This window comes from Pseudomonas sp. MWU12-2345 (assembly GCF_023242385.1).
In the GTDB taxonomy this organism is placed as follows: Bacteria; Pseudomonadota; Gammaproteobacteria; order Pseudomonadales; family Pseudomonadaceae; genus Aquipseudomonas; species Aquipseudomonas gingeri_D.
Genome location: NZ_JALLJA010000002.1, coordinates 207,187 through 232,585, shown reverse-complemented (window position 1 = coordinate 232,585; position 25,399 = coordinate 207,187). Strand labels below are relative to the sequence as shown.

20 protein-coding genes are annotated in these 25,399 nt (G+C 63.1%); 5 read left to right on the top strand and 15 right to left on the bottom strand.

Annotation, left to right across the window (positions count from 1 at the left end):
- Nucleotides 1-18: 18 nt before the first annotated feature.
- The 6 genes from M5C71_RS07360 to M5C71_RS07335 all read right to left on the bottom strand — a co-directional run bounded on the left by M5C71_RS07360 (nucleotide 19) and on the right by M5C71_RS07335 (nucleotide 6,571).
- Entirely contained in the window at nucleotides 19-999 is a 981-nt protein-coding gene (locus tag M5C71_RS07360) for a fimbrial protein (RefSeq protein WP_248767543.1), read from the bottom strand.
- Complete coding sequence (locus M5C71_RS07355) at nucleotides 992-1,780, bottom strand: molecular chaperone (RefSeq protein ID WP_248746363.1); 789 nt, start codon at nucleotides 1,778-1,780, stop codon at nucleotides 992-994. Before M5C71_RS07355 ends, M5C71_RS07360 begins: the two co-directional genes overlap by 8 nt.
- The gene (locus M5C71_RS07350; protein WP_248767612.1) at nucleotides 1,771-4,218 is read right to left on the bottom strand and encodes a fimbria/pilus outer membrane usher protein; all 2,448 of its coding nucleotides are present in this window, start codon (nucleotides 4,216-4,218) and stop codon (nucleotides 1,771-1,773) included. Before M5C71_RS07350 ends, M5C71_RS07355 begins: the two co-directional genes overlap by 10 nt.
- 254 nt (nucleotides 4,219-4,472) lie before the next feature.
- Complete coding sequence (locus M5C71_RS07345; RefSeq protein WP_248746364.1) at nucleotides 4,473-5,207, bottom strand: molecular chaperone; 735 nt, start codon at nucleotides 5,205-5,207, stop codon at nucleotides 4,473-4,475.
- A gap of 64 nt (nucleotides 5,208-5,271) precedes the next feature.
- Nucleotides 5,272-5,829 (bottom strand): fimbrial protein, encoded by a 558-nt coding sequence (locus M5C71_RS07340; RefSeq protein ID WP_103494541.1) that lies wholly within the window; start codon nucleotides 5,827-5,829, stop codon nucleotides 5,272-5,274.
- A 415-nt stretch (nucleotides 5,830-6,244) separates the two neighbouring features.
- Nucleotides 6,245-6,571: a hypothetical protein gene (locus M5C71_RS07335; protein ID WP_103494540.1), complete on the bottom strand. Its 327-nt coding sequence runs from the start codon at nucleotides 6,569-6,571 to the stop codon at nucleotides 6,245-6,247.
- A gap of 300 nt (nucleotides 6,572-6,871) precedes the next feature.
- Here M5C71_RS07335 and M5C71_RS07330 point away from each other — a divergent pair, with 300 nt between their 5' ends.
- The 5 genes from M5C71_RS07330 to M5C71_RS07310 all read left to right on the top strand — a co-directional run bounded on the left by M5C71_RS07330 (nucleotide 6,872) and on the right by M5C71_RS07310 (nucleotide 14,768).
- On the top strand, nucleotides 6,872-8,035 hold the full coding sequence (locus M5C71_RS07330) for an efflux RND transporter periplasmic adaptor subunit (protein WP_248767542.1): 1,164 nt from the start codon (nucleotides 6,872-6,874) through the stop codon (nucleotides 8,033-8,035).
- Nucleotides 8,032-11,127 carry a multidrug efflux RND transporter permease subunit gene (locus tag M5C71_RS07325; RefSeq protein WP_248767541.1) on the top strand — a complete coding sequence of 1,032 codons (3,096 nt, stop codon included), beginning with the start codon at nucleotides 8,032-8,034 and terminating at the stop codon, nucleotides 11,125-11,127. Before M5C71_RS07330 ends, M5C71_RS07325 begins: the two co-directional genes overlap by 4 nt.
- A gap of 9 nt (nucleotides 11,128-11,136) precedes the next feature.
- Nucleotides 11,137-11,817, top strand: a complete 681-nt coding sequence (locus M5C71_RS07320; RefSeq protein WP_248746367.1) for a heavy metal response regulator transcription factor — start codon at nucleotides 11,137-11,139, stop codon at nucleotides 11,815-11,817.
- The gene (locus M5C71_RS07315; protein WP_103494537.1) at nucleotides 11,807-13,171 is read left to right on the top strand and encodes a heavy metal sensor histidine kinase; all 1,365 of its coding nucleotides are present in this window, start codon (nucleotides 11,807-11,809) and stop codon (nucleotides 13,169-13,171) included. The genes M5C71_RS07320 and M5C71_RS07315 overlap by 11 nt, the downstream gene beginning before the upstream one ends.
- Before the next feature lie 151 nt (nucleotides 13,172-13,322).
- Nucleotides 13,323-14,768, top strand: coding sequence for a sensor domain-containing diguanylate cyclase (locus M5C71_RS07310; RefSeq protein WP_152741170.1), 1,446 nt, complete (start codon nucleotides 13,323-13,325; stop codon nucleotides 14,766-14,768).
- 186 nt (nucleotides 14,769-14,954) lie between these two features.
- Here M5C71_RS07310 and lpxC read toward each other — a convergent pair whose 3' ends face one another.
- The 9 genes from lpxC to murD form a co-directional block, all read right to left on the bottom strand.
- Complete coding sequence (gene lpxC, locus M5C71_RS07305; protein ID WP_100941309.1) at nucleotides 14,955-15,866, bottom strand: UDP-3-O-acyl-N-acetylglucosamine deacetylase; 912 nt, start codon at nucleotides 15,864-15,866, stop codon at nucleotides 14,955-14,957.
- A gap of 112 nt (nucleotides 15,867-15,978) precedes the next feature.
- Nucleotides 15,979-17,172, bottom strand: a complete 1,194-nt coding sequence (ftsZ, locus tag M5C71_RS07300) for a cell division protein FtsZ (protein WP_103494534.1) — start codon at nucleotides 17,170-17,172, stop codon at nucleotides 15,979-15,981.
- Nucleotides 17,173-17,227: 55 nt separating this feature from the next.
- Nucleotides 17,228-18,493, bottom strand: a complete 1,266-nt coding sequence (ftsA, locus tag M5C71_RS07295) for a cell division protein FtsA (RefSeq protein ID WP_100941307.1) — start codon at nucleotides 18,491-18,493, stop codon at nucleotides 17,228-17,230.
- A 14-nt stretch (nucleotides 18,494-18,507) separates the two neighbouring features.
- Nucleotides 18,508-19,377 (bottom strand): cell division protein FtsQ/DivIB, encoded by an 870-nt coding sequence (locus tag M5C71_RS07290; RefSeq protein ID WP_152741171.1) that lies wholly within the window; start codon nucleotides 19,375-19,377, stop codon nucleotides 18,508-18,510.
- Between the two features lie 4 nt (nucleotides 19,378-19,381).
- Nucleotides 19,382-20,338, bottom strand: coding sequence for a D-alanine--D-alanine ligase (locus M5C71_RS07285; protein ID WP_248767540.1), 957 nt, complete (start codon nucleotides 20,336-20,338; stop codon nucleotides 19,382-19,384).
- On the bottom strand, nucleotides 20,335-21,789 hold the full coding sequence (murC, locus tag M5C71_RS07280) for a UDP-N-acetylmuramate--L-alanine ligase (RefSeq protein WP_248746369.1): 1,455 nt from the start codon (nucleotides 21,787-21,789) through the stop codon (nucleotides 20,335-20,337). The genes M5C71_RS07285 and murC overlap by 4 nt, the downstream gene beginning before the upstream one ends.
- On the bottom strand, nucleotides 21,782-22,852 hold the full coding sequence (gene murG / locus M5C71_RS07275) for an undecaprenyldiphospho-muramoylpentapeptide beta-N-acetylglucosaminyltransferase (protein WP_248767539.1): 1,071 nt from the start codon (nucleotides 22,850-22,852) through the stop codon (nucleotides 21,782-21,784). Before murG ends, murC begins: the two co-directional genes overlap by 8 nt.
- A complete protein-coding gene (gene ftsW / locus M5C71_RS07270) occupies nucleotides 22,842-24,056 on the bottom strand; it encodes a putative lipid II flippase FtsW (protein WP_152741172.1) in 1,215 nt (404 codons plus the stop codon). The genes murG and ftsW overlap by 11 nt, the downstream gene beginning before the upstream one ends.
- Nucleotides 24,053-25,399 carry a UDP-N-acetylmuramoyl-L-alanine--D-glutamate ligase gene (murD, locus tag M5C71_RS07265; RefSeq protein WP_177099476.1) on the bottom strand — a complete coding sequence of 449 codons (1,347 nt, stop codon included), beginning with the start codon at nucleotides 25,397-25,399 and terminating at the stop codon, nucleotides 24,053-24,055. The genes ftsW and murD overlap by 4 nt, the downstream gene beginning before the upstream one ends.

Below are 25,399 nucleotides of genomic sequence, written 5' to 3'. Positions count from 1 at the left end.
CCGCGCCGCCACCAACGGTCATTTATAGAACAAATCGACCACCACCCCGGCCGAGAACGGCCCGGCCTTGGGCCGATCACTGTTCCACACCAGCTCGGCATCGAAGCGCGCCATGGCCGCCCGGGTTTCGCCCAACAGGTCGGCCAGGTGAAAGGAGCGGTTATAAGGAATCCCCAGGCCGCCCTCCGCCCGGACGATCCGGATGCCCACGCCATCATTGCCCTGGGGAATCAGCAGATCCCCGGAGACACTGCCCGATACCGGCTTCAAGCGCGCGTCCAGGCTGAACGCGGTGTCGCAGGTCCGACTGGTGTGCAAGGCGAAAGGACGACGCGCGGCGACCTGGCCCATGACCACCCGCTCGATGGCGACCCGACCGAAATCGACGGTCTCGGGAATCACCTGCAACTCCGCATCACAGGCCACGAAGCGCAGGCCGGACAGGTTGTTGATCACGTAATTGAGTGAACGTCCGCCCGCGCTCGGCCCAGCGCTGCCGTCCAGCTGGAACAGACGATAGTCCTGCAGATTGCTCGCCACCCCCGAAGGCGGCGTCGGCCCGAATTTCTCGATAAACACCGAGAAAGCCAGATTGAAACTCGACGGCGGGCAGTTCCCCTCAAGGCACCCCGGCACCCGCCGCCCGGTCGCGATGCGTCCGCTGCTCTGGCGATGATCGACGCCGTCATGGGTCAAACCGGCGCGGATGCCCTGGCCGATCACCTGGCCGGCCGGATTGAGGTAGATAAACACGTCCTCGTCGCCGCCCTGGGGATTGTCCCTGGCGCAATCGACCGCCAGGTTGAGCGGTTCCGAACGCCAGATCACGCTGCCATTGGGCGACGAGGCCGGGATCGCGACGGTGCTGCCGAGGTCGGCGTTGACCAGGGTGGCGCCACTGCCCTGCAAGGTGCAGGTCAAGGCAAATGCGCTGGCCGGGCTCAAGAGTCCAAGACACAACAACGGACGCAGCCAGGCACGACAATCAAACTTAGTCATGGGATAAAACCTTCTGTTCGGATTGGGCGGTGTCGCCACTCAGTGACGCGTTGAACGGCGTACCGAAGGCCAACCGGGCGCGATAGGCGCGTTGACCGCCGTAGTCGGTCAGCGCCTTGAACTGCAAGTGCTGCGCGGGGGAACGGGCGAGGATCAGTTCCCGCCGCTCGCCCGGCGGGACCAGCAAATCGTCCCCCTGACGCTGGGGGGCGCCCTGGCGTGGCTCCTCGATCTGGATATTCAGCAGGGCGGCATGGAACACCGTCGGGTTCTCCACCCGCAGTCGATGGACGCCACTGTCGTCGCGCACCAGTGTCCAGTTCAGGCGTTGCGGGGTGGCCGCCGGATCCCCCGGCAGCCCGGGCGGACGAAAAAACACATTGATCCGTTGGCGGATCGCGATATTCAGCAGCCCGTCGCCCGGGCGGGTGCGGGGAATTTCCAGCACATACAGGTGCAGCAGCGACTCACGCCCCGCCGGCATGCCCAACCCTTCATACATCAGGCGCAAGACCTGACGCCCCTCCGGCGCCAGCCGCGACAGCGGCGGTGACAGCACAAAGGGCAAACTCACCGACGGCTCCGCCCCCTCGTTCACGTCGCTCAACCAGGCCTGCAACAGGACCTCCTCCGTCCCACGGTTGCGCGCTTCGATACTCACCTCGCGAAAGCGCCCGTCGAACACCAGCCGCGTGCCGCTGAGGGACACCGCGGCCTGCAACGGGCCGCCGGCGTACAAACCCAGCAGCAACGCCAGCACACCCAAGCGTTTCACTGGCACACCCCACGAATCCGTTCGTAGGTCCGTTGCGGGTCCTTGGCTGGCAGCGTGAAGGAAAACTGGCAGCGCCGATCCGACCAACTGACGCTCAACACGCCTTGCTCCTGCTCGCTGAGCACCAGCGCGCGACTGCTCGGATCGACCACGGCCAAGGTCCGGCCGGTGGCATCCTGAACACTCGCGCCGAGGGGAATCGGGCTGCCATCGGCCTGGCTCAGCTCGAACTGCACGCGCCGCCCGGCACTGGCCTTGAAGGTGGCCAGGACCACCGCGCCACGCCGCGGAACCACCTGGGCGATGGCGTTATCCACCTCGACATCGGCCCCCAGGTCGCGGGTATCGAGGCTGATCCAGTTGGCCCGGTAAGGTTGTGCATAAGGCACCACGGCATAACCGTTGGCGCCGGTTTCGACACCACTGAAATTGTTGAAACGGGCCCCGCTGACACCCGGCACCTGCGCCAGCACAAAGGTGTCGCCCAGGGACTGGCCGAGGTTGATGCCACCGCCATGGGCCACCAGCGAACCCCGAGCCCCGAGGTTCCAGCTGTTGAAATCGCGCCCATGGCTGTAGCCGGCCTCGAAACGCCCCACGGGAGTGGTGCTGTTCACGCTGGCCGACCCCGCACCGGCACCGCTGCCGTCGTTACCGGCGAGTACCGAATAGAAGGTGTCGCGACTCTCCGGTAGCCGGCCGGTCACGCCGGCCAGGGCACTGGAACCGCCCTCGCTGTCGCGCACCCCGGTAAACGAGGCGCTGGTCGCCCGGTCAGGACTGCCGAAGGGCATCGAGAGGGTCAGGGTCAATTGATGGTCGGTACCGGCCTGGCCGTTGATATCCGTGACTTCGGCGCGGTCCAGGGACAGGCTGTAATTGAGATCGCGCCAGTAGCCGCCGTAGGTCACGTTGTACTGCCGGGACGTGCCGGGCAAATCCCAGAAGCGCTGCTCCAGGGCCGAAACGCTCAAGGTCCCGGTGCCCAGCGGCTGACTGAGGTTGAGATCCACACGATCCCTGGCCCGCCCCGGCAGGATCAGACCGGGCTGGCTGCGCTCCTGCACATGCTGGTCGAACGTGCGGTATTGCTCGCTGGAATAGCGGTAACCGGCGATGGCAAAGGTGGTGCTGGTGGCATTCAGGGTATTGGCGTAACGCAGGCGTACGCTTTGCCCGCCAAAGTCCGCTGCCGGCTGGCGACTGATCGAATGGGTCAGGTCCGCCGAAATCGCCCCCAGCCCGGTATTGACCCCCGCCCCCAGGTTGCTGGCCTGGTAATCCCCGGCCAGTTGCAGGCCACCATAGCCGGTCAGGTGTTCGCTCAGGCCGTAGATCAGGGTGGTGCTGGTAAAACCGGGGGTCTGGTAGCCGCTGCTGTTGCTGTCGTATTGCCCGGCTTCGACGCTGTAGCTGAAGGTGCCCTCGGGCACCATGATCGGCAGGGAGGCGAACGCCTGGGTAAAGGTGCGGCGCCGGCCATCGGCCTCGATCACCGTTACCAGCAGATCGCCATTTGAACCGCTGGGGTAGAAGTCGCGGATTTCAAACGGCCCGGGCGCCACATTGGAGCTGTAGAGCAGGTAGCCGTTCTGGCGGATTTCCACCGTCGCGTTGCTCTCCGCCACACCGCGAATGGTCGGCGCATAGACCCGTTCGCTGTCCGGCAACATGCCATCGTCCGTGGCGACCTGGACACCGCGAAACCGCACGCTGTCGAAAACCCGCGAATCGGTATAGGTCTCGCCCAGGGTCAGTTGGCTCTTCCAGGCGGTCAGGTCGCGCTGGGCGAAGGTGCTGTTGCTGCTCCAACGCGCCGATTGATCGGTGCCCTGCAACAACGATGACTGATTACGCAGGCGCCAGTCGCCGAGGTTCACACCGTTGTTCAGGCCCAGGTAGTAACTGTCGGTGCGAATCCCGGTGACCTCGCGACGGTTACCGATAAAGCTGTAGTCGATGAAAGCGCTGTTCACCCCACGGTCCCACAACTGCGGCGAAATGTAGCCTCGGGCGCTGCGGCGCAAGGCGATCTGCGGCACGCTGATATTCAGTTGCAGGCTGTTGGGTTGGTAGTCGACGCTGGCCTGGTCCAGGCGACGCCAATCGAAGCACTGCTCGGGCGCCGTGCCGTCGGTCAACACCCCGAGGCTGCGCAGGCGCTCCAGGTCCAGTCCGAGGTCGTCGAGCACCGGCAAGGTCAGGCACGGCTCGACCTGGCCGGTCGCGGCGTTGCGGGCAAACACCAGGTCCCGGCGCGCGCTGAGGTTGCGATTGAGGTAGATATCCACCCGGTAGGTACCCGGCACGACGCTGTTGCCTTCGAGGAAGGCCTTCAGGTCCGCCGACTGCTCACCGCCGTGAATAAAGGCGGTATTGAAGCGAGGTCCCTGCCCGCTTTCATCCCCCGACGGCTCGGCAAAGGCAGCGCCCGGCGCAATCAGCGCCACCCCCAATGACCATTTGAAGCCCCACGGGCCTCGAGCCTTCTCAAACAGGGAACGTACGAAACCACCGTTGCTCCCATGACGTGATAACGCGAGAACTTCCTTTGTTCGCTGATAAAGCCAATCCATGTGCACCTTCACAATACAATAGCTTGAAGTGTGTTCCAGACGGGATCCTTCCGCCCGCACAATGCCCTGACCTGCGCGCGGGGTCCGGCATCGAAAAATCGGATAACGATCGAAGACGCTGACTAACTGCCCAACGGTTGCGCCTGGCCCTGGGTCCAGTCGCCCGAGGACAACCGATAAGGCACCAGCGCCCCGTGGTCGTTGATGACACTGAAATTCAGCTGGGCATTCTGGGCCTGGGCATGTTCCTGCAGGTCGTAGTCGGCGGACTGCCCCGGAGCCAGCATCGAGTTCTTCCGGCGCAGGACCCGATGCCCCCCGGACAGCAACTGAATGTCCACCAGCGTCACGTGATAGGGCCCGGTGTTGACCACATTCAGCACACCACCCCGAGGCAGGCTCCAACGCAGTTGCGCCGGTGCCTGCTCGATATCGTCGTTGAGCCGACCGGGGCGGTAGAACAGCTTGATGCGCTGACGGATGCCGATCTGCAGGACATTCTCCCGCTCGCTGGCCTGGGGAATTTCCTGCACGTTCAACCAGAACAGCGACTCACGGTCCGCCGGCATCGCGGCCCCGGAATGAATGATCCGCACCGTCTGCCGTCCCCCGGAAGGCAATTGCACCAAGGGCGGGACCACCACAAAGGGCAACTCCCGGGCGACCTCGTCCTCGGCTTCGAGCCAGGACTGCAGCAATATGCTCGAGGAGTTATTGTTCAGTACACTGAGTACCGCTTCCTTGTCTTGCGCCGGATACACCACCCGTGTCGTATTCAACACAATACCCGCCCGCGCATCGGCTCCTATCCACATTGCCAGGACAATGCCGATCATCGGAGCAAAAACGTTCCGCATGTGAACTACCCATTTCAATGAAAAAAAGAACGGAGCCGTGCAAAGCTCCGTTCAAGAAAGCCGCTTAGTTATAAGTCAGGACAAAAGGCACAGTGCCTGTCGCGGCACCGGGGACCGTGGGCACACCGTTCTTGACGAACACCGCCCGCAGGGCCAGTTCGCCACGGGAGCCGGTACCGCTGGCCTCAAGGACGCCATCAATGGTGTCGGTGGGATCCTGGATATTGAGGAAGGCGTCGCTGTCGCGGCGTACCAGGCCGATGCCGACGCCCTTGGCGGCCCCGGCGGTGGTCAACAGGTAAGGATCGTTGGTGTCGGTTTGTGACGGCCGGAACGACATATGCACGGTGTTCTCCGCCGCCGGTTGCAGGCAGGTCACCACCAGGTCGATGTTTTTCGCGGTGCCCAGTCGCGAGTCGGTGCGATTGCCGATATCGGCAAACGACACACGGCCCAGGTCCACCGGAATGTTATCGGCCGAACCGCCTCCGGAAGACACTTCGCAACTGGTGTTGGTCAAGGCACCGGTAAAGTTCAGCGTGCCACTGTTGGCTGCGTGTGCGGTAGTCACTGCCCCCAGAGTTGCCGCCAATAAAGCCAGGGTCATCGAGATATTTTTCATGCGAACACAATCCTTCGAGTTAATTCGTTTGCACCCATTACTTGGGTGGCGAGCACTATAGACCCGAAGAATTTATTACGCTGTAAGCCCTTATCGATTGGAAAACTAAGAGCCCGCTTACAAAGAGGAACGCCAATACTGTCAGAGCTCGGCGTCATTCAAAACCCCAAGAAAAAAGAACAATCACTGTTTAACACTCACACTCTTTCAACGAAATAACTTATCGCTGAAACACAACTTTCCAGCACACTGATATTATTCTGATACCCTGCTGAATAGCTGCAAACAGTACGATTTGCTCGATATGGCCAAGTACCGGACCCATGCGCTCGTGCAGGCCGCCGGATTTTTACCTGTCCGGCAGCCCGTCTATACACGCAACCCGCAACCACGAGGGCTTGAGCCCACGTACAACTTAGTTGTACGTGAGGGTGACCACGCCTTGCGTTGCCACCTGCCGGGTCGTGACACTCGACGCCAGGGGCTGATAGCTTGCGCTAAAAGGCACCCGCCCATCGCGACAGGCATTGGCCGCTGTATCGACATTCAAACTGACTGCGGAAGAGACTTTGAGCAATCGGCTGTCGGTCCCGGGATGACCAGCTGCCGATGTCCCGACTTCGCAACCGGACTCCACGACTTCCCCGAAAAACCTGATCTGTCCGGCGCCATTCACGGCTTGTATGTCGAAACCACCAGCGATCAGCAACAGCACACCGAGACTTACTATTTTTCCGTTCATTTCCAACACTCCCAAAGCAGGGTCGGTATTCACCAGTAAAGATCACTTCAGGCCCATGCACCAGAAAACAAAGAATCATCCGTAGGACATATCAATAGTGTTTGTCCGCCAACAACACTCTTTATCGTTATCGTCCAAAGCGATAGCGGCTTTAATACCCGGGCGTGTTATAAGACGGACGGTTTTCTGACAGCCCTGTCAGGTAGCCGTCACCTTGCTGACCCGGTTGGGGGGTTATAAAGGAGCTACTGTTCTGCCAGCATTCACCTTCCCATCCCTTTGTTCCGGCGTCCTGACAGCATGCGTATCCCGAAGAAAACCGCGTTGATCCTTGGCCTGGTGGTCCTCGTGGCCGCTGCCGCGACCTGGACCCTGACCCGAGCGCCCAAGGCCAAACCCAGCGCCAATACCGCTGTGCCGGTCACCGTGGTCAGCGTGATCCAGCAGGATGTGCCGCGTTATGTCAGCGGTATCGGTTCGGTACTGTCATTGCACAGCGTGGTGATCCGCCCGCAGATCGACGGCATCCTCACCAAGCTGCTGGTCAAGGAAGGGCAACTGGTCAAGGAAGGCGACCTGCTGGCGACCCTCGACGACCGTTCGATCCAGGCCAGCCTGGCGCAGGCCAAGGCCCAACTGGCACAGAGCCAGGCGCAGTTACAGGTGGCGGAAGTCGACCTCAAGCGCTACAAGTTGCTGACGGTCGATGACGGCATTTCCAAGCAGACCTATGACCAGCAACAAGCGCTGGTCAATCAATTGAAAGCCACCGCGCAAGGCAACCAGGCGGCGATTGCCTCGGCGCAGGTGCAACTGTCCTATACCCAGATCCACTCGCCGGTCACAGGCAGAGTCGGTATCCGTGCCGTGGACGAAGGCAACTTCCTGCGCATGAGCGATGCCCAGGGCCTGTTCTCGGTGACCCAGATCGACCCGATCGCCGTGGAGTTCTCCCTGCCCCAGCAAATGCTGCCGACCCTGCAAGGCTTGCTCGGCACCACTCCACCTGCGCCGGTCCGGGCGTTCCTCGGCGACGACGGGCATAGCGGCCTGCTGCTCGGCGAAGGCCACCTGACCCTGATCGACAACCAGGTCGCGGCGGGTACCGGGACCATCAAGGCCAAGGCCGAATTCAGCAACAAGGGCCAGAAGCTCTGGCCGGGCCAACTGGTGAACATCAAGATCCAGACCGCCCTCGAACACAACGCCCTGGTGGTGCCGCCCGTGGTGGTCCAGCGCGGCCTGGACAACTACTTCGTCTACCGGGTCAAAGGCAGCGGCGTGGAAGTGGTGCCGGTGCAGATGGCCTACCAGGACAGCGACCTGAACATCATCACCGGTGTGCAGGCCGGCGATGTGCTGGTCAGCGACGGCCAGTCGCGGCTCAAGCAGACTTCGCGGATCGAAGTGCAGGGCCAGCCGAAAATGGCTGACCGCCAGGCCGCCCTGGAGTCCAAGCCATGATCAAGGAAAGCCGCGGCGTTTCAGCCTGGTGCATCGACCATCCGGTGGCGACCATCCTGCTGACCTTCGCCCTGGTGCTGCTCGGGTCGATCGCCTTTCCGCGCCTGCCCCTGGCACCGCTGCCGGAAGCCGAGTTCCCGACCATCCAGGTCTCCGCCCAGCTCCCCGGCGCCAGCCCGCAAACCATGGCGTCCTCGGTCGCGACACCGCTGGAGGTGCAATTCAGCGCCATCCCCGGCATGACCCAGATGACCTCCAGCAGCGCCCTGGGCACCACCACCCTGACGTTGCAGTTCACCCTCAGCAAAAGCATCGACACCGCCGCCCAGGAAGTCCAGGCGGCGATCAACACCGCCTCGGGCAAGCTGCCCAAGGACATGCCGACCCTGCCGACCTGGCGCAAGGTCAACCCGGCCGACAGCCCGGTGCTGATCCTCAGCGTCAGCTCCAGCCAGATGCCCGGCACCGAACTCAGCGACTACGCCGAAACCCTGCTGGCCCGCCAGCTCAGCCAGATCGACGGCGTCGGCCAGATCAACATCACCGGCCAACAGCGCCCGGCCATCCGGGTCCAGGCCTCGGCGGACAAGCTGGCGGCCATCGGCCTGACCCTGGCCGATATCCGCCAGGCGATCCAGCAGACCAGCCTCAACCTGGCCAAGGGCGCGCTGTACGGCAAGTCGAGCATCTCCACCCTGTCGACCAACGACCAGTTGTTCCAGCCGGAGGAATACGACCAGTTGATCGTCTCCTACAAGAATGGCGCGCCGGTCCAGCTCAAGGATGTCGCCCGGGTCATCCGTGGTTCCGAGGACGCCTACGTGCAGGCCTGGTCCGGTGACGAGCCAGGAGTCAACCTGGTGATTTCCCGTCAGCCGGGGGCCAACATCGTCGAAACCGTGGACCGCATCCAGGCCGCCCTGCCGGGCCTCGAAGCCATGCTCCCGGCCTCGGTGCAGGTCAAGGTGCTGATCGACCGGACCCAGACCATCCGCGCCTCGCTGCATGAAGTGGAAATGACCCTGCTGATCGCCATCCTGCTGGTGGTGGCGGTGATGGCGTTGTTCTTGCGCCAGTTGTCGGCGACCCTGATCGTTTCCTCGGTGCTCGGCGTGTCCCTGGTGGCCAGCTTTGCCCTGATGTACGTGATGGGCTTCAGCCTGAACAACCTGACCCTGGTGGCGATCGTCATCGCCGTGGGCTTTGTGGTCGACGATGCGATTGTCGTGGTGGAAAACATCCACCGCCACCTCGAGGCCGGCGACGGCATGCGCGAAGCGGCGATCAAGGGCGCCGGGGAGATCGGCTTTACCGTGGTCTCCATCAGCTTCTCGCTGATCGCCGCGTTTATTCCGCTGCTGTTCATGGGCGGCGTGGTCGGCCGGCTGTTCAAGGAATTCGCCCTGACCGCGACCTCGACCATCCTGATCTCGGTGGTGGTCTCGCTGACCTTGGCACCGACCCTGGCAGCGCTGTTCATGCGCGCGCCGGTGCATCACGAACATTCCAAGCCGGGCTTCGGCGAGCGCCTGCTGGCCGTCTATGAGCGCAACCTGCGGCGCGCCCTGGCGCACCAGAGAACCATGTTCGGACTGTTCTGCGTGACCCTGTGCCTGGCCATCGCCGGCTACGTGTTCATTCCCAAGGGCTTCTTCCCGATCCAGGACACCGGCTTCGTCCTCGGCACCACCGAGGCCGCCGCCGATGTGTCCTTCACCGATATGGTGGCCAAGCACAAGGCCCTGGCCGAGATCGTTGCGGCCGACCCGGCGGTGCAGGCCTTCTCGCATTCGGTGGGTGTGTCCGGCAGCAACCAGACCATCGCCAACGGCCGCTTCTGGATCGCCCTCAAGCCCCAGGACCAGCGGGATGTCTCGGCCAGCGCATTTATCGACCGGATTCGCCCGCAACTGATGAAGATTCCCGGCATCGTCCTCTACCTGCGGGCGGGCCAGGACATCAACCTCAGTTCCGGCCCGAGCCGGGCCCAGTATCAGTACGTGGTCAAGAGCAATGACGGCGATACGCTGAACACCTGGACCCAGCGCCTGACGGAAAAACTGCGCACCAACCCGGCGTTTCGCGACCTGTCCAACGACCTGCAAACGGGCGGCAGCGTCACCCATATCAACATCGATCGCAGCGCCGCCGCGCGTTTCGGCCTGACCGCCAGCGATGTCGACGAAGCCCTCTACGACGCCTTCGGCCAGCGGCAGATCAACGAGTACCAGACCGAAACCAACCAGTACAACGTGATCCTCGAACTGGACGCCGCACAGCGCGGCAAGGCCGAAAGCCTGAACTACTTCTACCTGCGCTCGCCCCTGACCGGTGAGATGGTCCCGCTCTCGGCCCTGGCGCGCTTCGACGTGCCCACCAGCGGCCCGTTGTCCATCGCCCACGACGGCATGTTCCCGGCCGCCAACCTGTCGTTCAACCTGGCCCCCGGCGTGGCCCTGGGTGACGCGGTGCTGCAACTCAACCAGGCGAAGAACGAGATCGGCATGCCGGCCTCGGTGAACGGTTACTTCCAGGGCGCGGCCCAGGCCTTCCAGAGTTCCCTGGCGAGCCAACCGTGGCTGATCCTCGCGGCGCTGGTGGCGGTCTACATCATCCTCGGGGTGCTCTACGAAAGTTTCGTGCACCCGCTGACAATCATTTCCACCCTGCCGTCCGCCGGCCTCGGCGCCCTGATCATGTTGTGGCTGCTGGGCCAGGACTTCTCGATCATGGCGCTGATCGGCCTGGTATTGCTGATCGGTATCGTGAAGAAGAACGGCATCCTGATGATCGACTTCGCCCTGGAAGCCCAGCGTAGCGGGCTGTCGCCGGAGGAGGCGATCTACAAGGCCTGTATCACGAGGTTCCGGCCGATCATCATGACCACCCTGGCCGCCCTGCTCGGCGCCCTGCCGCTGATGCTCGGCCACGGTACCGGCGCCGAATTGCGCCAGCCCCTGGGGATCGCCGTGGTCGGCGGCCTGCTGGTGAGCCAGGCGCTGACGCTCTTTACCACCCCCGTCATATACTTGTGGCTTGAGCGGCTTTTCCATCGGCCGACACCGGCGCCCGCGCCGGCGATCACACTCTGAGGCGGGTTCATGCGCGTTCTGATTATCGAAGACGAAGAAAAAACCGCCGATTACCTGCACCGGGGCCTGACCGAGCAGGGCTACACCGTGGACCTCGCCCGCGATGGCGTCGGCGGCCTGCACCTGGCGCTGGAAAGCGACTACGCAGTGATCATCCTCGACGTGATGCTGCCGGAGCTGGATGGCTTCGGTGTGCTCAAGGCGCTGCGGGCGCGCAAGCAGACCCCGGTGATCATGCTCACCGCCCGCGAGCGCGTCGAAGACCGTGTTCGCGGCCTGCGCGAGGGCGCCGACGACTACCTGGGCAAACCCTTTTCCTTTCTCGAACTGGTGGCCCGCCTGCAGGCCCTGACCCGGCGCAGCGGCGGCGGCCACGAGCCGGTGCAGATCAGCGTCGCCGATCTCTGGGTCGATCTGATCAGTCGCAAGGCCAGCCGCGCCGGCATACGCCTGGACCTGACCGCCAAGGAGTTCTCGCTGCTCAGCGTGCTGGCCCGGCGCCAGGGCGAAATCCTCTCCAAGACCGCCATTGCCGAGATGGTCTGGGACATCAATTTCGACAGCGACGCAAACGTCGTCGAAGTCGCGATCAAGCGCCTGCGAGCCAAGCTCGACGGGCCGTTCGAACAGAAACTGCTGCACACCATTCGCGGCATGGGCTACGTGCTGGAGAGCCGCAGTGCCAACTAACAGCATTGCCCTGCGCCTGAGCGGCTTGTTCAGCGGCGTGGCGCTGCTGGTGTTCCTGTTGATCGGCTGGGCCCTGTACCAGCAGGTCGGCGAGGGCCTCGGCCTGCTGCCGGAAGCCGAGTTGGAGGCACGCTCCAGCGTGCTGCTGTCCTCACTCAATCGCGACAGCACCCTGGAGCACTGGGCCAAGGTCAGCGCCAAGCTCAAGCAATTGGGCGAAGAGGACAAGCGCATTCGTTTCTGGGTGGTCAGCGGCGATAGCAACTACGAGTACGGCACCCCCGACGGCCTGGTTCGTGCCTTCGCCGAAGGCCCCGCGGGCATGCGCGACCTGCGCTTGCCGGGACACGCCTACCCCTTCAAGGTGCTGGTCAACGCCCTGCCGGCCAAGGGGCCTCGCCCACCGTTGAAGTTCCTGATCGCCATCGACACCGAAACCTTCCGACAGACCCAACACCACCTGCTGATCGCCCTGATCGGCTTGGCCATCGCCGGCATCGCCCTGGCGTCCGTGCTGGGTTACTGGGTGACGCGGATCGGCCTGAAACCCTTGATCAAGCTGTCCGAGGAGGCGCAGAAGCTGGCCCCGCCACGGCTGTCCGGGCGCCTGCAGTTGTCACCGCTGCCGCCGGAGCTCAGCCAGTTCGTCAACTCCTTCAACTCGACCCTGGAACGCGTCGAGCATGCCTATTCGCGCCTGGAGTCGTTCAACGCCGACGTCGCCCATGAGTTGCGCTCGCCGCTGACCAACCTGATCGGCCAGACCCAGGTGGCCCTGACCCGCGGACGTTCGGCCGAGCATTATTTCGAGGTCCTGCAATCGAACCTCGAAGAGCTGGAACGCCTGCGCTCGATCATCAACGACATGCTGTTCCTGGCCAGCGCCGACCAGGGCAGCAAGGCCACCAAGCTGATCAGCACCTCGCTGGCCGGCGAGGTGGCGACCACCCTGGACTACCTGGACTTCATTCTCGAAGACGCCCAGGTCCAGGTACGGGTCAGCGGCGATGCCCAGGTACAGATCGAAATCGCCCACCTGCGCCGGGCGCTGATCAACCTGCTGAGCAATGCGGTGCAGCACACAGTGCCGGGCCAGGTGATCGTGGTACGCATCGAACGCGAGGGCGAGCGGGTCGCCATTGGCGTATCCAACCCCGGCGAAGCGATTGCCGCCGAGCATCTTTCGCGGCTCTTCGAACGTTTCTACCGGGTCGACGCCTCCCGCAGCAACAGCGGCGCCAACCACGGACTGGGCCTGGCAATCGTCAAGGCCATCGCCCTGATGCATGGCGGTGATGTGTTCGTGCGCAGCCGCGACGGGATCAATACCTTCGGCCTCTACCTGCCAGCCTGAAGCACTCCAGGGACAGAACGGCAAAGGCCAGTCTCAAGAGACTGGCCTTTTTCTTGCGTGGGCCGTATACATGCGCCAATAAACCGATGCAATCGAGAGTGCGACCATTCCTCACGCCCCGGCAAATTCCGTCAAGCCGCAAACCCTGCTGATGCTGGTCAGCGGAATGACGGTGATCGCCATGCTTGCCATCGTGACCTTCCTGCTGATCCGCGAGCGCGGCAGCGCCACCGAGGCCGCCGCGCGCTCGGCGAACAATATCGTGCAACTGATCGACGCCGATGTATCGCGCAACATCGAGCTCTATGACCTCGCATTACAGGGGCTGATCCAGGCCTCGCAGCGCCAGGATCTGCGCACGGTCGCTCCCGAAGTCCGTCATCTCGCCCTGTTCGACCGCGCCTCGAGCACCTCGCACAAAAGCGATATCCTGCTGCTGGACCGACTGGGCAATGTGGTCGCCGACTCCCAGTCGGTCATCCCCAGGGCCGAGAACTTTTCCGATCGTGAGTATTTCCAGTCCCACGAGGGCGACCCGGACCCGAGCCTGATGATCAGCCACCCGTTCAAGTCCCGCCGGGCCCCGTATCCCTGGCTGATCAGTTTCAGCCGCAGGATGACCTCCGCGGACGGTGAGTTCCTGGGAGTGGCCGCCGCCGGCATGCGCCTGAGTTACGTCGATGAGCTGTTCATGAACCTGAGCGTCGGCAAAGGCGGTTCCATCAGCCTGGTCAGCACCGACGGCACCCTGCTGTCTCGACAAACGCCGCTGCCCGACGAGCTGACCGGCCAGGACTTCAGCAACTACCCCAACTTCATCCGGATCCTGAAACAAGGCAACGGCAGCTTCAGCACCACCTCGGGGATCGATGGCAGCGAGCGGCTCTATACCTTTTCCCAGGTCGGCACGCTACCGCTGATCGTGGTGGTGTCCCAGTCCGCCGATGAAGTCTATGGCGCCTGGAAACGCACGACCCGCCTGGTCGGCCTGGCCACGGGCGTGCTCTGTATCGGCCTGCTCTGGCTCAGTTGGCTGCTGGCCCGGGAGCTGCGCCGACGCCAGCGCGCCGAGCAGGAGCTGGCGCAGCTGGCCGCCACCGACTCGCTGACCGGCCTGGCCAATCGCCGGGCGCTGGACCAGGGCCTGGCGACCGAATGGGCGCGGGCACAGCGTTCCGGCAAACCGCTGTCGGTACTGATGATCGATGCTGATCACTTCAAGGCCTTCAACGACCGCCACGGTCACCCGGTCGGCGACGAGGCCTTGCGGCGGCTGGCCCAGGTGATCAGTGACAACATTCGGCGTCCTGGCGACATGGCGGCGCGTTATGGCGGCGAAGAGTTTGCCGTGGTGCTGCCGGAAACCGATGAGCAGGGGGCAATGAACCTGGCGCAAAAGATCCGCACGGCCATGGCCGCACTGGCGCCCTTCAAGGGCGACCATCGGGCGATCACCGTCAGCATCGGCGCCAGCACCGCCTCGCCGCCCAGCGACGGCAGCGTGGAGCAGTTGCTGCGCAAAGCCGACCAGGCGCTGTACCAGGCCAAGCACGAAGGCCGCGATCGTGCGGTGCATGCCAGCCTCGACCGGTTGTAAGCGCCCCCTGTAGGAGCGAGCTTGCTCGCGATGGACGTCAACGATAACACGCGGCATCTGATACCCCGCGGTGTCTGGACTACCCTCGCCGGAACGCCGCCCGGAGCAAGCTCGCTTCGACAAGGGAAGGGATATAAAAAAAGCCGCCCGAGGGCGGCTTTCAAATACAACAAAAGGAGAGAGTCGTTACACGGCCGCAACGGGACGCATGTAAGAGATCGGCGCGGTGCTGGCGTCTTCGAAGGTCACCACTTCCCAGGCATCTTTCTGCTCGATGAGCTTACGCAGAAGCTGGTTGTTCAGGGCGTGACCGGACTTGAAGCCTTTGAACTCACCAATCAGGCTATTGCCCAGCAGGTAGAGGTCACCGATAGCGTCGAGGATCTTGTGTTTGACGAATTCGTCTTCGTAACGAAGGCCGTCTTCGTTCAGTACACCATCCGAATCGACCACGATGGCGTTTTCCACGCTACCGCCGAGTGCGAGGTTGTGCTTGCGCAGGTACTCGATATCACTCATGAAACCAAAGGTCCGGGCGCGGCTGACTTCTTTTACGAACGAAGTGCTGGAAAAATCCACGCTGGCACTCTGGATGCGGTCACGGAACACCGGGTGATCGAAATCGATCTCAAAGCTCACCTTGAAACCTTCGAAAGGCACGAAAGTGGCGCGCTTGTCGCCGTCTTCCACTGAAACTTCACGAAGGATGCGGATGAACTTCTTGGCTGCGTCCTGTTCTTCCAGGCCGGCAGATTGAATCAGGAATACGAAGGGTCCAGCGCTACCATCCATGATCGGGACTTCGGACGCGGAGAGCTCGACGTAGGCGTTATCGATGCCCAGGCCGGCCATGGCCGAGAGCAAGTGCTCAACCGTGTCCACCTTGACGTCACCGTTGACCAACGTGGTCGACATCGTGGTTTCACCAACGTTTTCCGCGCGAGCAGGAATCTGCACCACAGGGTCGAGGTCGGCACGACAAAACACGATACCGGTGTCCACAGGCGCGGGCTTGAGGGTCAGGTAGACCTTCTCGCCGGAGTGCAGGCCGACACCTGTAGCACGGATAATATTTTTCAGGGTGCGTTGTTTAATCATGGCATGGGCCGCTTCAGCGCAAATTGCGAACAGGTATCAACAAAGGCTGGCGATAATAGCAGACCAGGCCTTTGCTGAACACCAATCACCCTAATACTCCTGATACATTCCATCAATCGGCCTGGCGACGCAGGAAAGCCGGGATATCCAGATAGTCCAGGTCATCCTGCGGGTTCATCTTCGCGGCAGTCGCAGCACCGGCCTGGGCCTGGTTGCGCATGACGGTCGGACGATCCAGGTCACGGTAGTTCACCGACGGCAGTTCCTGACGCGAAGGTGCTTGCGTCTGGGCGGCAGCCGATTGGCTGGTCTGCAGCGTATTGTCGATGACCTTCACAGGCTTCTCGATACGCGCACCCAGGCCGGTGGCAACCACGGTCACGTGCAGCTCGTCGCGCATGTCCGGATCGATAACGGTACCGACCTTGACCATGGCGTGCTCGGAGGCGAAGGCTTCGATGATGCTACCCACGTCGGAGTACTCACCCAGGGACAGGTCAGGACCGGCGGTGATGTTCACCAGGATGCCGCGCGCGCCTTGCAGGTTGACGTCTTCGAGCAGCGGGTTGCGAATCGCCGCTTCGGTGGCTTCACGTGCACGGTTGGGACCGCTGGCGCAACCAGTGCCCATCATCGCCATGCCCATTTCGCTCATCACGGTACGCACGTCGGCGAAGTCGACGTTGATCATGCCCGGACGCTTGATGATGTCGGAGATACCGCGAACGGCACCGGCGAGTACATCGTCAGCCTTGGCGAAAGCCGACAGCAGGCTAGCGTCCTTACCCAGGATGGTCAGCAGCTTCTCGTTGGGAATGGTGATCAACGAGTCGACGCTTTCGCTCAGCGCGCGGATGCCTTCATCGGCGATCTGCATGCGCTTTCGGCCTTCGAACGGGAACGGACGGGTCACCACCGCAACGGTGAGGATACCCATTTCCTTCGCCACTTCGGCAATGATCGGGGCCGCACCGGTACCGGTACCGCCACCCATGCCGGTGGTGATGAACACCATGTTGGTGCCCTGCAGCACTTCGGCGATGCGCTCGCGATCTTCCAGAGCGGCCTGACGACCGACTTCCGGATTGGCGCCGGCACCCAGGCCCTTGGTCACGCCGGTACCCAGTTGCAGGATAGTCCGCGCGCCAATGTTTTTCAGGGCCTGGGCATCGGTGTTGGCGCAGATGAACTCGACGCCTTCAATGTTGCTCTTGACCATATGGTTAACGGCGTTGCCGCCGCCACCGCCTACGCCGATAACCTTGATTACCGGACTTTGTGGGACGTTGTCTACGAGTTCGAACATGTTCCCTCTCCTTTCATTCTCTAGTTTTTTCGCCTACTTCTACTGCTTTGAAACTTTAAAAGTTGCCCTGAACCCAGCGCTTCAAGCGCTCCAGCACAGGTGCTTTCTGTTCTTCATCGCGATAGTCGTTTCTGTTGCCGCCGTTGTAGCCGGACAGGGAAATGCCGTCCGACTGCTTTTGCAGCCCGTACAGCAACAGCCCTACCCCAGTTGAATAGATCGGGTTGCGGACCACGTCCGACAGCCCTTTGACGCTATGCGGCACGCCCAGGCGCACCGGCATGTGGAAAATCTCTTCGGCCAGTTCGACCGCGCCTTCCATTTTCGAGGTACCACCGGTCAGCACGATGCCGGCCGGAATCAGGTCCTCGTAGCCGCTGCGACGCAGTTCGGCCTGGATCAGGGTGAACAGTTCGTCGTAGCGCGGCTCGACCACTTCGGCCAGGGCCTGGCGCGACAGCTCGCGTGGCGGACGGTCGCCGACGCTCGGCACCTTGATGGTTTCACCGGCACCGGCCAGTTTCGCCAGGGCACAGGCGTAGCGGATCTTGATCTCTTCGGCGTACTGGGTCGGGGTGCGCAACGCCATGGCGATGTCGTTGGTCACCTGATCACCGGCAATCGGGATCACCGCGGTGTGGCGGATCGCGCCTTCGGTGAAGATCGCGATGTCGGTGGTGCCGCCGCCGATATCCACCAGGCACACGCCCAGTTCTTTCTCGTCGTCGGTCAGCACCGAGTAGGCCGAAGCCAGTTGCTCAAGAATGATGTCGTCGATTTCCAGACCGCAGCGACGCACGCACTTCTCGATGTTCTGTGCCGCGTTCACCGCGCAGGTGACCACGTGGACCTTGGCTTCCAGACGTACGCCGGACATGCCCAGGGGTTCGCGAACGCCTTCCTGGTTGTCGATCACGTAGTCCTGCGGCAGGGTGTGCAGGACCCGCTGGTCCGCCGGAATCGCCACGGCCTGGGCCGCATCGAGCACACGCTCGAGATCCGCCGCGCTGACTTCACGGTCGCGGATCGCGACAATCCCATGGGAGTTCAGGCTGCGGATGTGATTGCCCGCCACGCCGACGAACGCCGAGTGGATCCGGCAACCGGCCATCAGTTGCGCTTCTTCCACCGCACGCTGGATCGACTGCACGGTGGACTCGATATTCACCACCACGCCCTTCTTCAGGCCGCGAGAAGGATGGGTACCGATACCGACGATTTCCAGCGTGCCATCGGCCGCGACCTCGCCCACCAGTGCCACCACCTTGGAGGTACCGATATCCAGTCCGACGATCATTTTGCCGCTTTGCACGTTTGCCATGGTCCTGCCTCTTCTTAATTCTTCGCAACGGCGGGTTTGGCCGTCACGGGTGCCACAGGTTCCCGCCATCCGACGGCCAGGCCGTTGGAATAACGCAGATCGATGCTGGCAATGTTCGTAATCTGTTCTTTCAGCGTTTTTTCATAAATGGCAATAAAACGGCGCATCTTCTCGACCAGATGATCGCGACCCAACAACAACTCGATCCCCGGCCCCGCGCTGCCCGCGCCGGTGGTCAGGAACCAGCTGCCGCGTTCACGCAGTTCCAGCCGGACAATCGAGAAACCCAACGGGCGCAGCATCTGACTCAACACCTGATACTGCTGCATCACCTGTTGCTGGGCCCGTTGGGGACCGAACAACTGCGGCAGATGCTCGTAGTTCGCCAGTTCCCGTGGCGCGAACGCCTGGCCCTGGTTGTTCAACAACGCCCCGTCGCCCCAGCGGGCCACCGGCAATTGCTCTTCCAGGCGGATCACCACCTGGTCCGGCCACACACGCCGGACCTCGGCATGGGCGATCCACGGCATGGTTTCCAACTCGGTGCGCATGCTCGCCAGGTCGATGGTGAAGAAGCTCGACGCGACGTACGGCGCGATCCGCTGCTGCACCGCCTGCTGGCTGATGTAGCTCAGGTCGCCCTGCACGTTGATCTTGCTGATCGGCCGATCGGCATAGGGCAACAGGCGCTGGGCACCTTCGTAGGTACCGAAACCCAGGGCCACCAGCAGCACCGGCCACATCAGGCGCTTGAAAATGCTGAAGTTGGCTTTCGGCAGGCGCACCGACATCGGCTCTTTAGCCACCATCCGGCTGGCACCCCGCGGCACCGGCTTGTTACGGCCGGGGGCGGGTGACTGATGACGAATCGATGCGCCGTGCATGGTCTTAACCTCGTACCTCGATGCTTGCCGCCAGGATCGCCAGCACCAACTGCTGGAAATCCAGGCCGGCGGCCCGCGCGGCCATGGGGACCAGACTGTGGTCGGTCATGCCCGGCGCGGTGTTGACTTCCAGGAACCAGAACTGCCCGTCGGCGTCCTGCATCACGTCGGCCCGGCCCCAACCGGCGATACCGAGCGCCTCGCAGGCCTTGGCCGTGAGGTCCATCAGTTCCTTTTCCTTGGTGCTATCGAGGCCGCAGGGAATCCGATACTGGGTATCGGAAGCCAGGTACTTGGCGTCGTAGTCGTAGAACGAATGCGGGGTGCCGAGGGCAATCGGCGGCAGGATCTGGTCGCGCAGGGTGGCGATGGTGAACTCCGGACCTTGAATCCACTGTTCAACCAATACTTGCGAATCGTAGGCGGCGGCGGCTTTCCAGGCGGCGATCAGATCGTCGGCGCAGGTCACTTTGGCCATCCCAATACTGGAGCCTTCATGAGCAGGTTTGACGATCAAAGGGAAACCCAGTTCCGCGCCGGCTGAAATACAGTCGGCCGCGGAGCTCAACATGGCGTGACGCGGTGTCGGGATGCCCAGGCTGTGCCAGACCTGCTTGGTCCGCAGCTTGTCCATGGCCAGCGCCGAGGCGAGGATGCCGCTGCCGGTGTAGGGAATCCCCAGGCATTCGAGCAGGCCTTGCATGCTGCCGTCTTCACCGCCGCGACCGTGCAGAATGATAAAGGCGCGGTCGATCTTTTCATTGAGCAGGCGTTGCAGGAAATCGTCGCCCACATCGATACCGAAGGCGTCGACACCGGCGCTTTGCAGCGCCTCAAGCACCGCGTTGCCGGACTTCAGCGAGACCTCGCGCTCGGCGCTCTTGCCGCCGAACAAGACGGCGACGCGGCCGAAGGCTTTCGGCTCGACGGTCGAGAACAGGTTGGCGTAGGCAGCGGTCATTTCGACTTCTCCTGGCTGGCTACGGCAACGGCGAACAGCGGGCTCTTGAGCAATTGCGGGGCAAGGCCACCGATATCGCCGGCACCCTGGCAAAGCAGGATGTCACCGGGCAGCAGCAACGGCTTGACCAGCGGTGCCAGTTCGACACCACGCTCGATATAGATCGGGTCGAGCTGGCCGCGCTGGCGAATGCTGCGGCACAGCTGGCGGCTGTCCGCGCCCGGAATCGCTTCCTCCCCGGCCGGATAGACTTCCATCAAAAGCAGAACATTGGCGTCGGCCAGCACCTGGACGAAATCGTCGTACAGGTCGCGGGTGCGGGTGTAGCGGTGCGGCTGATAGACCATCACCAGGCGGCGCTCCGGCCAGCCACCGCGGACAGCCTTGATCACCGCCGCGACTTCGGTCGGGTGGTGACCGTAGTCGTCCACCAGCATCACGCTGCCGCCGTCCACCGGCAGTTCGCCGTAGACCTGGAAGCGTCGACCGACGCCCTGGAAGCCCGACAGCCCCTGGACGATGGCTTCATCGCTGATGCCCTCGTCGCTGGCGATGGCGATGGTGGCCAGGGAGTTGAGCACGTTGTGGTTGCCCGGCATGTTCACCGACACGTTCAGCGGCTCGCGGTCGCGACGCAGCACGGTGAAGTGGGTCTGCATGCCGGCCTGGCGAATATTGATCGCACGCACGTCGGCGTCTTCGTGGACACCGTAGGTCACGGTCGGACGGGCGATCTGCGGAAGGATCTCGCGCACCACCGGATCGTCCAGGCAGACCACGGCCAGACCGTAGAACGGCAGGTTGTGGAGGAACTCGACGAAGGTCTTCTTCAGCTTGTTGAAGTCGCCTTCATAGGTGTCCATATGGTCGGCGTCGATGTTGGTGACCACGGCGACCAGCGGCTGCAGGTGCAGGAAGCTGGCGTCGCTTTCATCGGCTTCGGCGATCAGGTAGCGGCTGGTGCCGAGCTGGGCATTGGTGCCCGCGGCATTCAGTCGGCCACCGATGACAAAGGTCGGATCGAGGCCACCGGCGGCGAACACCGAGGCGATCAGGCTGGTGGTAGTGGTCTTGCCGTGGGTACCGGCGACGGCGATGCCGTGGCGATAGCGCATCAGCTCGGCCAGCATCTCGGCGCGCGGCACCACCGGAATGCGTCGCTCCAGGGCGGTGGCCACTTCCGGGTTGGACTTGTTCACGGCACTCGAGACCACCAGCACATCGGCGTCGGCGGCGTTCTCGGCGCGGTGGCCGATAAAGATGTGGGCGCCGAAGGACTCCAGGCGCTCGGTCACCGGCGAGGTCTTCAGGTCGGAACCGGACACTTCATAGCCCAGGTTCAACAACACTTCGGCAATCCCGCACATGCCCACGCCGCCGATCCCGACGAAGTGGATACGACGGATACGGCGCATTTCCGGTTGCGGCATGGCTTTCTGATTCTCAACCATGGGCCACCTCCAGGCAGATCTCGACCACGGTGCGGGTGGCATCTGGCTTGGCCAGGCGGCGGGCAGTGCGCGCCATGCTGTTCAGTCGTTCCGGTTGCATCAAAACCTCTGTCAGGCGAGCCGCCAGGTCGGCGGCGCCAGTCGTTCTTTGCGGCAGCAGGAAGGCAGCGCCCTCCCCGGCCAGATATTCGGCATTGCGGGTCTGGTGATCGTCGATCGCATGGGGCAAGGGCACCAGCAACGAGGGCAGACCGGCGGCGGCCAGTTCACTGACGGTCAAGGCGCCGGCACGGCAGACCACCAGGTCGGCCCAGCCATAGGCTTGGGCCATGTCTTTGATAAACGGCGCCACTTGCGCCTCGACGCCGACCGCCTGGTAGCGTTCGGCGGTGATTTCGTCGTGATTGCGCCCGGCCTGGTGAAACACTTCCGGACGGTATTCGGCCGGCACTTGCGCCAGGGCTTCGGGCAACAGCTTGTTCAACGGCTCGGCACCCAGGCTGCCGCCCAGGATCAGCAGGCGCGCGCGGCGTCCGGCGAGGTCCTGGCGCGGGGTTTCCAGGAACAGTTCGGTGCGCACCGGGTTACCGGTGGTCCGACGTTTGTCCGAAGCGCCGAAGGTATTCGGGAAAGCTTCGCAGACCCGGGTCGCCAAGGGCACCAGCAGCCGATTGGCGGTACCCGCCACGGCGTTCTGTTCATGAACGATCACCGGAATACCGGCCATCCGCGCGGCAACACCGCCGGGGCCGGTCACATAACCGCCAAAGCCCAGCACACAGACCGGCTTCAGTTCCCGCATGACCTTGCGTGCCTGCCACACCGCCTTGAGCAGGACGAACGGCGCCTTGAGCAGCGACAGCTTGCCCTTGCCCCGCAGGCCCGTGACCTGGATCAGGTGCAGCGGCAACCCGGCGCCCGGCACCAGTTCGTTCTCGATACCCCGCGGCGTGCCCAACCAGTGCACCTCGTAGCCGCGCGCCTGGAACTCCCGCGCGCAGGCCAGCGCCGGGAACACGTGTCCGCCGGTGCCACCGGCCATGATCAGCACTTTATCGGCCATGGGGTGACTCCTCGGCGAAGTCACTTTCATCGAACTCCATCTCTTCACTGCCCAGATGGGTTCGACTCTCCCACTCGATACGCAGCAACAAGCCGAGCTGGGCACAGCAAATCACCAACGAACTACCGCCGTAACTGAGGAACGGCAGGGTCAGGCCCTTGGTCGGCAGCAGGCCGACGTTCACGCCGATATTGATCAGGAATTGACCGATCCACAGAAAGGCCAGGCCGTAGGCCATATAGGCAGCAAAGAACTGCTTGGCCTTTTCCGCCCACAGGCCGATGTACATGGCCCGCACACTGACGAAAACAAACAGCGCGACCGTGAGCAGCGAACCCACCGCACCCAGCTCTTCAGCCAGTACGGAGAACACGAAGTCGGTGTGCGCTTCAGGCAGGTAGAACTGTTTCTGCACGCTGTTGCCCAGGCCCACGCCCAGCCATTCACCACGACCGAAGGCGATCAGTGCCTGGGTCAGCTGGTAGCCGGAACCGAACTGGTCGGCCCAGGGGTCGGTAAAGGTGGTCAAACGCGCCATCCGGTAGGGTTGCGCCTTGATCAGTACCACCACCGCCACCACCGCGAGCATGACCATCAAGCCGAAGCGCAACAGCCCGACCCCGCCGAGGAACAGCATCGCCGCCGCCGCGCCCATCATCACCACGGTGGCACCGAAGTCCGGTTCCATCAGCAGCAGGCCGGCCATCGGCAGCAAGACGATGAAGGGCTTGAAGAAGCCCATCCAGCTTTCGCGGACTTCCTTCTGTCGCCGCACCAGGTAACCGGCGAGGTAGATCACCACGAAGACCTTGGCGATTTCCGAGGGCTGCACGTTAAAGAAGCTGAAGCCGATCCAGCGCATCGAACCGTTCACCTCGCGGCCGATGCCCGGTAGCAGCACCATGACCAGCAAGCCGAAAGCACCCACCAGCATCATGAAGCCCATGCGCTGCCAGGTGGCGATCGGCACCATCATGGTGGCAATGCAGGCACCCAGGCCGATGACCATGTAGATCAGATGGCGAATCATGTGGTACAGCGCGTTGCCCGACTGCACGGCGGCGACTTCCGAGGACGCCGAGGTGATCATGACCAGGCCCAGTCCCAGCAGCCCCAGGGCGCCGGCCAGCATCGGAAAGTCAATATCGACGCCACGCCCGCTGATGATCGGCGACGGATAGGGTTTGATAATGTTGAAATTCATACCAACCCCTCCACGGCCTGGGCGAACAGGCGCCCGCGTTCTTCGTAGTTCTTGAACATGTCGAAACTGGCGCAGGCCGGCGACAGCAACACCGCATCACCCGGCTCGGCCAGCTCGGCACAGCGCTGTACGGCCTCGTTCAAGCTCTGCACGCGAATCAGCGGTACGGCGTCGCCCAGGGCCTGGGCCAGGAGTTCAGCATCGCGGCCGAGCAGGACCACCGCACGGCAGTGGCTCGCAACCGGGCCGCGCAGGCCGCTGAAGTCCGCGCCCTTGCCGTCGCCACCGGCAATCAGTACCAGCTTGCCGGCAATATCGGCCCCCAGGCCTTCGATGGCGGCCAGGGCCGCACCGACGTTGGTGGCCTTGGAGTCGTTGTAGTAGTTCACGCCGTTCAACTCACGGACCCACTGGCAGCGATGCTCGAGGCCGGCGAAGGTCCGCAGGCTCGAGAGCATGGCGTCGAACGGCAGCCCGACCGCATGGCCCAGGGCCAGGGCCGCCAGGGCATTGGCCTGGTTGTGGGCGCCGCGAATCCGCAGTTCGCTTACTGGCATCAGGTTCTGGAATTCGAAGGCCAGGTACTTCTCGCCATTCTCTTCGCGCAGGCCGAAAGCCTTGAAGTCCGGTTTGCCGAGGCCAAAGGTCCAGCACGGCAGGCCTTCGCTCATCAGCGGCCGGGACAAGGCGTCCTGACGGTTGACCACCACCTGCCTGGCGCCACGGAAGATCCGGTGCTTGGCCAGGTGATAGGCCGGCAGGCCACTGTAGCGGTCCATATGGTCTTCGCTGACATTCAGCACGGTGGCCACTTCGGCACCGAGGTGGTCGGTGGTTTCCAGCTGGAAGCTCGACAGTTCCATCACGTACAGCTCGACGTCGTCGCTGAGCAAGTCCAGCGCCGGGGTGCCGAGGTTGCCGCCGACGGCGACGCGCTTGCCGGCCGCGGCCGCCATTTCGCCGACCAGGGTGGTGACGGTGCTTTTCGCATTGGAACCGCTGATGGCGACGATCGGCGCCTTCGCGTGACGCGCGAACAGCTCAATATCGCCGGACAATTTCACGCCACGGGCGGCCGCCGCTTGCAGGGCCGGAGTCGCCAGGGCCAGGCCGGGGCTCACGTAGAGCTCGTCGGCACGGCAGAGGAATTCGACGTCCAGCTCGCCACAACGCACTTCCACCTGCGGATAGTCACGGCGCAGCGTGGCCAGCTCCGGTGGATTTTCCCGCGTATCGGCCACGGCAAAGGCAATGCCCCGGTTCGCCAGGAAGCGAACCAGGGACATGCCGCTCTTGCCGAGGCCGACAACGATGCGGAAGTGGTCAGAAGCGATCAGTGACAC